The sequence below is a fragment of the Fructobacillus broussonetiae genome (assembly GCF_018437275.1).
Lineage (GTDB): Bacteria > Bacillota > Bacilli > Lactobacillales > Lactobacillaceae > Fructobacillus > Fructobacillus broussonetiae.
On record NZ_JAAMFK010000004.1, the window covers coordinates 1 to 12,851 of the forward strand.

A 12,851-nucleotide genomic window follows, 5' to 3' on the forward strand; every position below is an offset into this window, starting at 1 on the left:
AGCTCTTTAGCGCCAAAAGTAGTTGCCGGAACGCTGGCTGCGAGGATAGGACGACGCGATGCCGTACATATAAGAATAAAAAAGAGTTTTGGAGAGGTGTCCGAGTCTGGCTTAAGGAGCACGGTTGGAAACCGTGTAAGCGTCGAAAGGTGCTTCGAGGGTTCGAATCCCTTCCTCTCCATTAAATTCTGGACGCTTAGCTCAGCTGGGAGAGCACCTGCCTTACAAGCAGGGGGTCACAGGTTCGATCCCTGTAGCGTCCATAGCAACATTTCTTTTTTATTTTTACAGCATGGGCAAGAGTGCTTAGATGGGGTGCGAGTCCTCAGCATGTTGTTCAGTTATAAAACTGATTTTTGAAAATTTAGGGATATAGTTCAATGGTAGAATAGCGGTCTCCAAAACCGTTGATGGGGGTTCGACTCCCTCTATCCCTGCCATGGCGGTAGTGGTGAAGTGGTTAACACACTGGTTTGTGGATCCAGCATGCGAGGGTTCGATCCCCTTCTATCGCCCTAATAAAGTTGTAAAACTTTATATTGCCCTTGTGGCGGAATTGGCAGACGCGCTGGACTCAAAATCCAGTGGTGGCAACACCGTGTGGGTTCGACTCCCACCGAGGGCATCACAAAGCAACTCAGCAATGAGTTGCTTTTTTCTTTGCCTTTTTTCGTGTAAAATATGATTATATAAACACGTAATGGCAAGGAGAAGAGAATGAAGAAAAGCACGGTTTGGACTTTGGCAGTCGTATTTGCGGCAGTATTCATCGCGTTGATGTTTATCCTCGGAAAGAACAGCGGTCAAAAGGATACTACTAATAAGGAAGGTAACACCTCATCAGCCGCGATGTCTTCTTCATCATCTAAGAAGGCTGTTCAGGCCGCTAAGAGCTTCTGGTCTGATGATAAGAACAAGGCCCTCTCTTCATTCATGGCTTCTTGGCAAAAGAATATGAAGCAAACCTATGTTGGGACTTATGACGATAAGGAACCAAACTACTACGGTATCCTCTTTCCAGAAGAACTTGAGAGTGGTCATTTGAAGAACCAGGTCATCATTGATGGTAAGCAGAAGAACCTTTCTTGGAACCCATCAGCCAATGAGCAAGACGGATTGAACGTTGTGGCGGTTGCGGCCGAAGCAACACAGAGCATGAAGGGAATCCTATACTTCTTCACGGTCGAAAACAACCAGCCAACAGTTTACGTTTCAACAACAAACAACGGTGGACAACTCTACTTCCAAAAGAGTCAAAACGCCGATCTTCAAAAGAATTTTGCGAAGGTTTTCCACTCCTAATCGGAAATTGAGTGGGGAAGTTTTGACCTTTCTGATGCTGAATAAATCAAAAACGCTCGGGACAAGTTCCCGGCGTTTTTTGTTAGGAAAAAGAAATGGGAATTCCTTGATTATCGGCTTTATTTTAGGTATTCTTGATATTAGTAAACTAGGGGAAAATGGCCTGGTTTGGAGGAAAAATTTGAATCCAGAAAGTTTTAAAAATCAACTAGCCGAGGCCGGTTTATCCCTGTCTGACAAACAGTTAGCGCAATTTGAAACATACTTTGAAAAGCTTGTTTTGGCCAACCAGTCCTTTAACTTAACGGCAATTACTGAAAAAGAGGAAGTCTACTTAAAGCATTTCTTTGATTCACTTACGTTGGCTTTGGAGTTTCCAGAGTTAAAAGATGGTGAACCGACTCTGATTGATGTCGGATCTGGCGCTGGCTTTCCTGCTTTACCATTGAAGATTGCGTTGCCAAACTTGAAGGTTACGATGGTTGACTCACTGAACAAGCGAGTGAACTTCTTGAAGGAAATGGTTCAAGAACTCGGCCTTTCAAACGTGACGGTTATTCACGGTCGTGCAGAAGACCTTGGAAAGGACGAGAAGCTTCGTGAAAGCTTTGACTACGCGACAGCCCGTGCGGTTGCTCGGACAGCGGTCCTTGCTGAGTACACGTTGCCATTCGTTAAAATTGGCGGTGCCTTCCTCGTGATGAAGGGTTCAGCTGGTCAAGAAGAAATGAAGGCAGGGCAGAAGGCTCTCGATACATTGGGTGGAAAACTTGTATCCGAAACGAATCTGACTTTGCCTAACGAAGACCCACGCGTCATCCAACGGGTTGATAAGGTGAAGAAGACCCCCAAAAAGTATCCACGTCAAGCGGGTACACCTTCAAAGAAACCCCTTTAAGCATTTATTCTTTTGTAAAGGAGCAAGACTGTGGCAAAAATTATTGCTTTAGCCAACCAAAAAGGTGGCGTTGGTAAAACAACAACTAGTATCAATCTCTCTGCGGCTTTAGCTAAGGCTGGTAAGAAAGTCCTCTTGGTCGACGCCGACCCTCAGGGAAACGCATCATCAGGAGTGGGTGTCGACAAGTCCACTTTGGAACACGACATTTACGATGTGATTGTTCAGGATTTTCCTGCCAAGAACGCCATTTTGCATTCCTCAACAAAGGGCTTGGACATCCTGCCAACGACGATTCAATTGTCAGAAGCCGAAGTTCAATTGGTCGAGATGGAAGAACGTGAATACCGCTTGAACCGTGCTTTATCAACGGTATCCGGTGAATACGACTACGTGATCATCGATAACCCACCATCATTGGGCTTGCTGACGATTAACTCCTTTACGGCGGCCGACGCCGTCTTGATTCCAGTTCAAACGGAATTTTATGCCCTTGAAGGTTTGGGCCAGTTGATCAACACGATTGAGTTGGTCCGCCAGGGGTTGAACCCAGAACTTGAAATGGCGGGTATCCTGCTCACCATGTATGACAGCCGAACGAACCTTGCTAAGCAAGTTTCTGAAGAAGTTCGTTCATACTTTGAAGACCGTGTGTACGACACGGTCATTCCGCGCTCCGTTCGTTTGTCCGAAGCGCCATCATACGGCCAGGCCATCATTGACTTTGATCCAAAGTCACCAGGGGCCCGCGTCTACACAGCCTTTGCGAAGGAGGTAATCGCTCAATATGGTTAATAAAAAAGGTGGCTTAGGAAAGAACATGGATTCACTCTTTGGATCCAACGGCATTTCTAAGCAAGCATTGGAACACTCTAAGACGATTACTCGTGTCGCTGACGACGCTGAAAAGGTCGTGGACTTACCACTCGCAAAGATTGAAGCCAACCCATTCCAACCCCGTTTAAAGTTTGACGAGGATTCCATCAAGGAATTGGCCCAATCAATTAAAGAAAACGGTTTGCTCACGCCAATCATTGTTCGCAAAGCCGGCGCAAAGTACCAAATTATTGCTGGAGAACGTCGTTTCCGTGCAACGAAGACGCTCTTCGCTAAAACGATTACGGCCATCGTTCGCGAAACAAACGATGAAACGATGGCAACGCTTGCTTTGATTGAAAACCTCCAGCGCGACAACCTGGATCCAATTGAAGAGGCTCGTGCCTACGCCAACTTGATGTCCCAACTTGAATTAACGCAATCTAAGTTGGCCGACCGCGTTGGTAAGGAACGGACAACGGTGGCAAACGCTTTGCGTTTGCTCAAGTTGCCTGACAAGGTTCAGCAACTTGTTCAACAAGGTGAACTATCCATGGGGCAGGCACGTGCCTTGCTTGGATTGGAAAAGGAGAGCCAGTTAAACTCGGTTTTGTCCGTTGTCTTGAAGGACGGCTTAAACGTCCGTCAGGTAGAAGCCTTGGTTAAAAAGGCAAATGCCGGAGACAAGCCAAAGCAACCTGGAAAGCAGCCATCACCATTCGCTGAAGACTTGGCCAACCGTTTGGAAGACAAGTTTGGAACGAAGGTGAAGGTGAACGCTGGTAAGAAGGGTTCAGGAAAAATCGAAATTAACTATGTATCCAACCGTGACTTGGAACGTATTTTGGAAATCTTAGCCATCGAGGTAGACTAATGGTTGAAAAGAAGGATTACGATTTGGGTGACTTGGTGGAAATGAAAAAGCCCCATGCCTGCGGTAGTAATGCTTGGATCATCAACCGCATGGGTGCTGACATCAAGTTGACGTGTTCAGCATGTCAACGCACCATCATGTTAACCCGTCATGACTTTGATAAGCGCCTTAAGAAGGTGCTTGAAAAAGCAGACAACAAATAACAAGAAAAGAATTAGAGAAGAGAGGACCAGAGGATGGCTTTAACAGCTGGAATCGTTGGTTTGCCAAACGTTGGGAAGTCAACTTTATTTAACGCAATTACCAAAGCGGGGGCCGAAATGGCAAACTACCCCTTTGCCACGATTGAACCAAACGTCGGAATCGTCGAGGTCCCAGATGATCGCTTAGCCCGCATTCAAGAAATTGAACCGGCTGATAAGATTATCCCAACGACCTTCGAATTTACCGACATCGCCGGTATCGTTAAGGGGGCATCGAAGGGTGAAGGACTTGGAAACAAGTTCTTGGAAAACATCCGTCAAGTAAATGCCATCGTGCACGTTGTCCGTGCCTTTGATGACGACGAAATCATTCACGTGAATGGTAAGGTTGATCCATTGGACGACATCTCAACCATCAACACCGAATTGATTTTGGCCGATTTGGAAGCTGTTGATAAGCGCTATGCTAAGGTCGCTCGTGCAGCGAAGGGATCAGACAAGGCGGCCAAGGCTGAAGCAGCCGTTTTGGAAAAGATTAAGCCAGTCCTTGAAGAAGGTAAGGCTGTTCGTACCATCGACTTCTCAGATGAAGAAAAAGAAGTGGTGAAGGGCTTGTTCTTGTTGACGGCTAAGCCTACGTTGTACGTGGCAAACATCGCTGAAGATGACATGGCTAACCCAGAAGCTTCTGCTTACTTTAAGCAAATTAAGGAATTTGCCGATACGGAAGGGGCCGAAGTTATCGGACTTTCAGCAAACGCCGAAGAAGAAATCGCTCAATTGGACGATGACGAGAAGGCGGACTACCTTGAGCTTGCTGGTATCGAAGAACCTGGTTTGAACAAGCTGATTCGCTCTGCTTACCACTTGCTTGACTTGCGTACCTTCTTCACTGCTGGTGGCAAGGAAACGCGTGCATGGACGTTTAAGGCGGGTTACAAGGCACCACAAGCAGCTGGTGTTATTCACTCCGACTTCGAACGTGGCTTTATTCGCGCCGAAACCATCGCATTTGATGACTTGGACAAGTATGGTTCAGTCAAGGCCGTGAAGGAAGCAGGACGCCTCCGCTCCGAAGGTAAGGATTACGATGTCCAAGACGGTGACATCATTGAATTCCGCTTTAACGTTTAAGAAATAAAAAAGGGTGAGACGATGACAGAAGTCGAACACAAATTATCAAAGAAAAATCAAGATTTCCTTTTCCGTTTTAAGAAGGGACTTCAAGCCTCGGACAAGGTGGAAGAAGAAAAGAAGGAAAGTATCCTGGCCGACATTGAAGAACAATTGGCCGAGGGACAAAAGAGTGGTCAAACGGCCGCTCAATTGTTTGGTTCACCAAGTGAAGCATTGGATAGCTTCTTGAACCCCGTGCGTTTGGCAAAGGGCTTCCATGACTATTCCTTTACCTTCTTGGCAACCGACACGTCCTTGGTCTTGATTATGTTCTTGACTGGTTTCTTCACGGTTACGATGGGCTTTTCTGGATCTGCTAAGGGGTCTGAAGGAATCGGAATTCTTTCCGCTTTGGCCTTGTCTATCTGGGGTGGATTCATCTACACTTGGGCGATGCAAGCTTTGGTTCCAAATCCGAACCAAGACGAAAAGAAGAAGCGCTTCCCAACTTGGGCTTTGTTAATCATCGTTGCCCTTTTGTGGGTTGGTGGTTTCTCACTCTTCTTGTACTTACCAGCCGTTATTAACCCTATCCTTCCGGTTTGGGGTTACGGCTTGGTCTTCTTCATCGCCTGGGCGGCTTTCTTTGTAAACCGTCGCATGGCAGGAATGAAGCGTGGTGGTGTTTTGGCTATTTCGAAGCTTGCCCAACAAGAGCGTTTGAAGCAGGAAGCTGATAAAAGAGGTTAATCATGAAAATTTTAGTTGTTGATGACGATCAGGAGATCGCTGAATTACTTGAAATTTACTTGAAGAACGAAGGCTACGAACCATTGATTGCAAAGGATGGTAAGGAAGCCTTGTCCAAGTTTAACACGAACCCAGACATTGCCCTCATGGTCTTGGACATCATGATGCCAAACATGACGGGATTCGATGTGTTGAAGGAAGTTCGCAAGGACACGCACATCCCAATTTTGATGTTGTCTGCTAAGTCAACGGACATGGATAAAATTCAAGGTTTGATTTCTGGAGCCGATGATTATGTCACGAAGCCATTTAATCCTTTGGAAGTGATGGCTCGCATCCGCTCTTTGATTCGTCGTTCTCAAAACGCTGTTCAAGAACAAAAACCAGATGTATTGACCGTGGCTTCCCTTGTGATTAACAAGGATTCACACGATGTGAAGACAGCATCCGGCGATTTGGTCAACTTGACGGCCTTGGAATTCGGTATTCTCTACCTCTTAGCTTCACACCCAAACCGTGTGTTCTCCGCTGATGATATCTTTGAACGTGTTTGGCAACAAGAATCTGTTGTTTCTGCAAAGACAGTTATGGTTCACGTTTCCCATCTTCGTGATAAACTAGAAGAGGCGACCGGTGGTGACCAAGTCATCCAAACGGTCTGGGGTGTCGGATACAAAATTGAAGTGAACTAAAATGATCAAAACCATCACATTGCGATTTTTGGCCCTGGTGAAAGTTCTCTTAGAGCTTGCTTTCTCCGCTGCAGTGGCCTGGGTCCTACTGTTTGATTGGTTAAAAGTAAGGCCCACCTGGTCAGTATGGACCGGTTGGCCTTCTTTTTGCTTTTTAACAGGAGGTATCTTCTTCTTATTCTTACTTTTGAAGATTCCAGGCTACCGAAAGGGTCGCACACTAAAGAAATTAACAAACGACCTCCGTGGCATTCGAAAAAACCAATTAGGGGATAAGAAAGCCTCAAAGCAAGTTAAAAAAACAAAGCCTGTCGCACTTCTGGACGATGTCCTTAATGGCTATCAAGAGCGTGAAAGGACCTACCAGAAGGAAGCAGCCTCAAAAGAGGAGATGATGACCAATATCTCCCATGATTTGCGAACACCTTTAACGGCGATTATTGGTTACTTAGGTTTAGTGGCAACACCGAACTCAATCGTTAAAGAAGGCGACCAGCAAAAATACATTGAAACGGCCTATCATAAAGCCAACCAGATGAAGGTCCTCGTTGAAGACCTGTTTGAATTTGCCAAGCTGCAATCCTCTCAAGTGAACTTGAACATCACGGACTTCTCACTTGGTGATCTCTTTGAACAGGTTTTGGCAAACTACGCCATGGAAGCAAAGGATAAGCAGATTCAGCTGACAACACAGTTAGCGCCAAAGCTGATTGTGATGGCGGGTGATTCTGAAAAACTGGCTCGGGTGTTGATTAACCTCGTGGAAAACGGTTTGAAGTACGGGGCAGGTGCCTCTTTCATCAAATTAACCGCACAGGAAAAGGATGATGGCCAGGTTGAAATCCGAGTCATCAATGACGGACCAGCCATTCCGAAGGAAGCGCAAGAACAACTCTTCGACCGCTTCTACCGGGTGGAGTCTTCAAGAAACGCAAAAACCGGTGGAACGGGTCTTGGCCTGTCCATCGTAAAGGGTGTTATCGATCAGCATAAGGGTGAAATCCATGTCGAATCCAACGATGAGCTGACGGCATTTATTATGACATTGCCTAAAAAACAAAGAAAAGAAGCTGACTAATGTTTAAGAAAAAGCAGTCAATCCAATTTCATACAAAGACAGCACGAAAGAAGAAAATGGGCCGTAAGACGCGGATTTGGTTATTTGCCATTCTCTTCGTTCTGGTGCTGGTAGGTGGTGCCACCTACTTCTTTTTGCCGCACGTTCAAAAAACGGTGCAAAAGCAAATGCTGGGGGATGAAGCGCCCGTAACATTGAAAGTGGATGCGAAGTCTGCTATGGTTGTGGACTTGTCCACCGGACAGGTGTTGGGTGAAAAGAACGTAAATAAGCAGGTGGCAATTGCTTCTCAATCAAAGATGCTCGTTGCCTACGGTGTTTTGAAGGGAATTGAGAGCAAGAAGATCACTTGGAACAGTCAAGTGACGATTCCTGCTTCTGCTGACCTGTCATCGCAAAACAGTAACGAGTTCTCCCACTTGGAGATTAAGAAGGGGGACAAGGTTTCTGTTCGTGATCTCTACTGGGCGATGTTTACGAATTCCGCAAACGATGCTGCTTTTGCGTTGACGTCATACATGACACCAACTGGCCAGACGAGCCAAAGTACCTTACAAGGCTGGGCAAAGGAATTGAACCTGAAGGAATCAGATTGGTATAACGGCGCTGGTCAAAAGAACGGGGATGCTTTTGATAACCAGGTGAAGTCTGCTTCTGCAAACGCGTATAACAGCGCTTCTGCATCGCAGGTAGCGCAAATTGCACGCGCGGTAGTTGAGATGGATCCATCGTTGAAGAAGCTAACGAACAACGCGAACTTGGTTTACACGAAGAACAGTCGTACGAAGGCTTCCGTTTCATCTGGCTTTGGTTCTGAATTCCGACAGATTCAAGCAAACTTGGATAATGAAAACGATTTGACGATGCTTGGTTTGAAGACTGGTTCGACGCCTGAATCCGGTGGCTGCTTCACTGGAATTGTGAAGGATAAGAACGGTCACCTCTTCTTAACGGTGATTAACGGTGCTGGTTCATACACTGACAATCAGAAGCGTTTCCAAGGAACAATTGATATTGTTGACCAGGTGCTCTCAGACATGGTGCCGCATGATTACAAGGCGGGATCAACCATTAAGGGTTCTGAAGCATTAGCAATCAAGGATAGCAAGGTGAAGGCAAAGGTTCAGGTTGCGACGAATAAGACATACTGGAACCGCTCAAAGGATGACCTCACATTGGATAAGGCACCAACGTTGAAGAAGGCACCAGATGCCTCGGATACGAAGGTTCTTGCTACACTCGGCGTTCAGATGAAGGGTGAATTCTTGCCTGGAACAACGAAGGCAGAGAAGGGTATCGGCCTTGAACTTCAAGGGCAACCGGTTCCTGAAGACGATTAATTTAATGTAAAAACAAAAAGGACAGGAAGAAATTCCTGTCCTTTTTTTAACCGATAAAATAGCTAAACACGCTTCTCTATCTTAGTCATTATTTTTGGGGTCAAAGAATGATTGCATCGCTTCGACCGTCTTTTCAGAACCAACGAAGTAAATCGTGTCACCCGCTGTGATATTGGCGTATGGTCCGGGTGAAAGAATCAAATCATCTTCGTGCAAGATGGCGATGATGGTTGCCCCGGTGTTTTGCCAGACATTCAGTGAACCAATTGACTGATTCAACTTGTCAGAGCCGACGTCTGGAACAATTTCAAAGGGTGACATGGGATTTTGTTGGCGAACGCGCTGGGTTTGATCCAACAGTAAAGTAAAGGCGTTATCCAAGTTTGCCAGGTCTGCTTTTTGTTGGGCGATCAGATCTTTAATTTCACTGTGTGTTTCGTGTAAGTCCCGCGTTTCTCTTGCTTGGTCAAGAAAGTCCTTGGCTCTTTCGGCAGAGAGAACTTCGACACCCGAACCGTGAACAGGCTTAACGATGTCAAGGTCAGCAAGCACTGAGATTGCTTTTCGAGCGGTTTCTGCAGAAACCCCAAAGGTTGCAGCGAGGGTGGAACGAGCATGAAGCTTTTCACCGATTTTAAATTTCTTTTGAACGATGTGCTCGGCGATATCCAAAGCAATCTTATGGTAGCGTGGTTCTTTAATCTTAGGCATACGTCTGTTTCCTCTAGTGCCGGTTAATTTCGATTTGACAAAAGTGACAACCCGTGTAGAATATTAAGAGGTCACTATTGCCCACCTGTTACAAAGAACAGATGGTCACTTTTTAGTTTATTTTAAATTAAGGCAGTAGTCAACTAATAGGAGGATTTATGCCAAAAGTGCAAATTAAGCACTTAACCAAGGTCTTCGGTAAGAAGCAGAAAGCTGCTTTGAAGATGGTTAAGGAGAATAAGTCTAAGAACGAAATTTTTGAAAAGACTGGTTCAACGGTTGGTGTCTACGACATCAACATGGATGTTAACGAAGGTGAAATCTTCGTTATCATGGGTCTTTCAGGTTCCGGTAAGTCAACGTTGATTCGTTTGCTTAACCGTTTGATCGAACCTACTTCAGGTCAGATCATTTTGGATGGTAAGGAAATTACCCACTTCAACAAGAAGGAAATGTTAGACATTCGTCGTAAGAAGATGTCAATGGTCTTCCAGAACTTCGCGTTGTTCCCACACCGTACGATTTTGCAAAACGCAGAATTCGGTTTGGAAATTCAAGGGGTCAAGCCAGCAGAACGTCAGAAGCGTGCAGAACAAGCTTTGGAAAACTCAGGCTTGCTCTCATTTAAGGATCAATATCCATCACAACTTTCTGGTGGTATGCAACAACGTGTTGGTTTGTCACGTGCTTTGACAAACGATCCAGACATCCTGCTCATGGACGAAGCGTTCTCTGCTTTGGATCCATTGGTTCGTCACGAAATGCAAGATGAACTCTTGGACTTGCAACAAAACGTGAAGAAGACAATCATCTTCATCACCCACGACTTGAACGAAGCACTTCGTATTGGTGATCGCATCGCCATCATGAAGGACGGACAATTGCAACAAATCGGAACGGGTGAAGAAATCTTGACGAACCCAGCAAACGATTATGTTGAAAACTTCGTTGAAGACGTTGACCGTTCAAAGGTCTTGAACGCCGAATCAATCATGATTCCTGGTTTGACGATTAACGTTGATTCAGATGGTCCAAACGTTGCCTTGCACCGCATGCAAGAAGAAGAAGTTTCTGGTTTGGTTGCCATCGATTCAAAGCGTCAATTCGCTGGTTACTTAACTTCTGACGCGGCTGTTAAGGCCCGTCGTGAAGAATTGCCATTGCGTGACGTCATGATGGACATGCCAAAGGTTAAGCCTGACACGATTGTGTCAGACATCATGTCAATCATTTACGATGCCACGACACCAGTTGCTGTGGTTGATGATAACAATAAGATGCGCGGAATCATCATCCGTGGTGCTGTTATCGAAGCCTTAGCTCAAACGGAAGGAGACGGACAAGCTGATGAATAATCTACTTTCAATTCCAAAGTTGCCCTTAAACGATTGGGTAACGAATGGTGTGAACTGGTTGACTGAAAACTGGTCAGGTCTCTTCAACGCCATCCAAAACTCTGGTCAATCACTGATGGACGGAACAACGGCTTTCTTGACAGCCATTCCAACGCCAATCTTCGTCATTGCCTTGGCTTTATTGGCATGGTTTACCACGCCAAAGAAGTACGGTTTGCCAGTTTTGATTTTGCTTGGTTTGACTTTGGTTGACAACCAAGCCCTCTGGGGTGACTTGATGCAAACGTTGACACTTGTCTTCTGGTCATCATTCATCGCCTTGGTTATTGGTATTCCTCTTGGAATCTGGACGTCTAAGTCACCAAAGGCTTTCGCTATCATTAAGCCAATCTTGGACTTCATGCAGACGATGCCAGCCTTTGTTTACTTGATTCCAGCCGTTGCCTTCTTCGGTATCGGTATGGTTCCAGGTGCCTTTGCCTCAATCATTTTTGCTTTGCCACCAGTTGTTAACTTGACTCACCTTGGGTTGCAACAAGTGCCTGAAGACTTGGTTGAAGCCGCTGATTCATTTGGATCAACGACTTGGCAAAAGCTCTTCAAGTTGGAATTGCCTTCAGCAAAGCCATCAATCATTGCTGGTTCAAAGCAAACGATTATGTTGGCCTTGTCAATGGTTGTGACGGCTTCAATGATTGGTGCGCCAGGTCTTGGACGTGGTGTTCTGTCAGCCGTTCAACACGCCGACGTTGGTGCTGGATTCGTTAATGGTATCGCCTTGGTTATCTTGGCCATCATCGTTGATCGTTTCGTTCAAAAGTTGAACACGAACCCTGTGACGACGGTAAAGTTGCCAAAGTGGCGTAAGCTTGCTGCATGGGCAATGGTCTTGATTATGGTTATCTCTGGTGCCGTTGGTTCAGTAATGGCTTCAAAGCAAGCAGGTAAGCAAGTAACACTTGGTTACGTTGAATGGGATTCTGAAGTTGCCTCAACGAACGTTTTGGCCGAAGCAATGCGTCAGCACGGTTACACGGTTAAGACGACGCCATTGGATAACGCCGTTAACTGGCAATCAGTTGCTAACAAGCAAATTGATGGAACGGTTTCAGCATGGTTGCCTGTCACGCACAAGGCCATGCTTGCTAAGTACAAGGACAAGGTTGACGTTCTTGGTAAGAACTTGACAGGTGTTCGCTTGGGATTGGTAGTTCCTGATTACATGGACGTTAACTCAATCTCTGACTTGAACAACCAAGCAGACAAGAACATTGTCGGTATCGAAGCGGGTGCCGGTGTTATGACCGCCGCTCAAAAGACAATCGACTCATACTCTAACCTTTCAGGTTGGAAGTTGACGCCTTCATCATCTGGTGCAATGCCAGCCGCATTGGATAAGGCCTACAAGGCTAAGCAACCAATCGTGATTACTGGTTGGACCCCACACTGGATCTTCAACAAGTACAAGTTGAAGTTCTTGGAGGATCCTAAGAAGACGATGGGTGGAGAAGAATCAATCAACACCGTTGTTCGCAAGGATTTGAAGAAGACTAACCCTGACACTTACAAGGTCATGAAGAACTTTAAGTGGTCACAAGACGAAATGCAATCAGTTATGCTTGATATTCAAAGTGGTAAGTCACCTGAACAAGCTGCTAAGGATTACATCAAGACGCACAAGTCACAAGTTGACTCATGGTTTAAGTAATCAATTAA

At 45.8% G+C, this 12,851-nt stretch carries 13 protein-coding genes and 5 tRNA genes; 17 read left to right on the plus strand and 1 reads right to left on the minus strand.

Annotated elements, in window-relative coordinates:
• Window positions 1–90 precede the first annotated feature (90 nt).
• The 15 genes from G6R29_RS03675 to G6R29_RS03745 all read left to right on the plus strand — a co-directional run bounded on the left by G6R29_RS03675 (window position 91) and on the right by G6R29_RS03745 (window position 9,069).
• Window positions 91–181, plus strand: a tRNA-Ser gene (locus G6R29_RS03675).
• A 9-nt stretch (window positions 182–190) separates the two neighbouring features.
• Window positions 191–263 (plus strand) — tRNA-Val (locus G6R29_RS03680).
• A gap of 103 nt (window positions 264–366) precedes the next feature.
• Window positions 367–440, plus strand: a tRNA-Trp gene (locus tag G6R29_RS03685).
• A gap of 2 nt (window positions 441–442) precedes the next feature.
• A tRNA-His gene (locus G6R29_RS03690) sits at window positions 443–515 on the plus strand.
• Between the two features lie 26 nt (window positions 516–541).
• Window positions 542–625: transfer RNA gene (locus G6R29_RS03695), tRNA-Leu, on the plus strand.
• A gap of 92 nt (window positions 626–717) precedes the next feature.
• Window positions 718–1,302 (plus strand): DUF4767 domain-containing protein, encoded by a 585-nt coding sequence (locus G6R29_RS03700; protein WP_213809013.1) that lies wholly within the window; start codon window positions 718–720, stop codon window positions 1,300–1,302.
• 181 nt (window positions 1,303–1,483) lie between these two features.
• The gene (gene rsmG, locus G6R29_RS03705; RefSeq protein WP_213809014.1) at window positions 1,484–2,200 is read left to right on the plus strand and encodes a 16S rRNA (guanine(527)-N(7))-methyltransferase RsmG; all 717 of its coding nucleotides are present in this window, start codon (window positions 1,484–1,486) and stop codon (window positions 2,198–2,200) included.
• Window positions 2,201–2,230: 30 nt separating this feature from the next.
• Window positions 2,231–2,995 carry a ParA family protein gene (locus G6R29_RS03710; protein ID WP_213809015.1) on the plus strand — a complete coding sequence of 255 codons (765 nt, stop codon included), beginning with the start codon at window positions 2,231–2,233 and terminating at the stop codon, window positions 2,993–2,995.
• A complete protein-coding gene (locus G6R29_RS03715) occupies window positions 2,988–3,890 on the plus strand; it encodes a ParB/RepB/Spo0J family partition protein (protein WP_213809016.1) in 903 nt (300 codons plus the stop codon). Before G6R29_RS03710 ends, G6R29_RS03715 begins: the two co-directional genes overlap by 8 nt.
• Entirely contained in the window at window positions 3,890–4,093 is a 204-nt protein-coding gene (locus tag G6R29_RS03720; RefSeq protein ID WP_213809017.1) for a DUF951 domain-containing protein, read from the plus strand. Before G6R29_RS03715 ends, G6R29_RS03720 begins: the two co-directional genes overlap by 1 nt.
• Window positions 4,094–4,126: 33 nt before the next feature.
• The gene (ychF, locus tag G6R29_RS03725) at window positions 4,127–5,227 is read left to right on the plus strand and encodes a redox-regulated ATPase YchF (RefSeq protein ID WP_213809018.1); all 1,101 of its coding nucleotides are present in this window, start codon (window positions 4,127–4,129) and stop codon (window positions 5,225–5,227) included.
• Between the two features lie 21 nt (window positions 5,228–5,248).
• The gene (locus G6R29_RS03730) at window positions 5,249–5,959 is read left to right on the plus strand and encodes a DUF1129 domain-containing protein (protein WP_213809019.1); all 711 of its coding nucleotides are present in this window, start codon (window positions 5,249–5,251) and stop codon (window positions 5,957–5,959) included.
• Between the two features lie 2 nt (window positions 5,960–5,961).
• Window positions 5,962–6,651: a response regulator transcription factor gene (locus G6R29_RS03735; RefSeq protein ID WP_213809020.1), complete on the plus strand. Its 690-nt coding sequence runs from the start codon at window positions 5,962–5,964 to the stop codon at window positions 6,649–6,651.
• A 1-nt stretch (window position 6,652) separates the two neighbouring features.
• Window positions 6,653–7,729: a sensor histidine kinase gene (locus tag G6R29_RS03740; RefSeq protein ID WP_213809021.1), complete on the plus strand. Its 1,077-nt coding sequence runs from the start codon at window positions 6,653–6,655 to the stop codon at window positions 7,727–7,729.
• Window positions 7,729–9,069 carry a D-alanyl-D-alanine carboxypeptidase family protein gene (locus tag G6R29_RS03745; RefSeq protein ID WP_213809022.1) on the plus strand — a complete coding sequence of 447 codons (1,341 nt, stop codon included), beginning with the start codon at window positions 7,729–7,731 and terminating at the stop codon, window positions 9,067–9,069. The genes G6R29_RS03740 and G6R29_RS03745 overlap by 1 nt, the downstream gene beginning before the upstream one ends.
• An 81-nt stretch (window positions 9,070–9,150) precedes the next feature.
• On the opposite strand, the gene G6R29_RS03750 is transcribed toward G6R29_RS03745, so the two are convergent.
• Window positions 9,151–9,780: a GntR family transcriptional regulator gene (locus G6R29_RS03750; protein WP_213809023.1), complete on the minus strand. Its 630-nt coding sequence runs from the start codon at window positions 9,778–9,780 to the stop codon at window positions 9,151–9,153.
• Between the two features lie 158 nt (window positions 9,781–9,938).
• On the opposite strand from G6R29_RS03750, the gene G6R29_RS03755 reads away from it, so the two are divergent.
• Together G6R29_RS03755 and G6R29_RS03760 are read left to right on the plus strand one after the other, a co-directional pair.
• Window positions 9,939–11,135: a quaternary amine ABC transporter ATP-binding protein gene (locus G6R29_RS03755; RefSeq protein ID WP_213809024.1), complete on the plus strand. Its 1,197-nt coding sequence runs from the start codon at window positions 9,939–9,941 to the stop codon at window positions 11,133–11,135.
• Window positions 11,128–12,843, plus strand: coding sequence for an ABC transporter permease/substrate binding protein (locus G6R29_RS03760; protein WP_213809025.1), 1,716 nt, complete (start codon window positions 11,128–11,130; stop codon window positions 12,841–12,843). The genes G6R29_RS03755 and G6R29_RS03760 overlap by 8 nt, the downstream gene beginning before the upstream one ends.
• Window positions 12,844–12,851 lie beyond the last annotated feature (8 nt).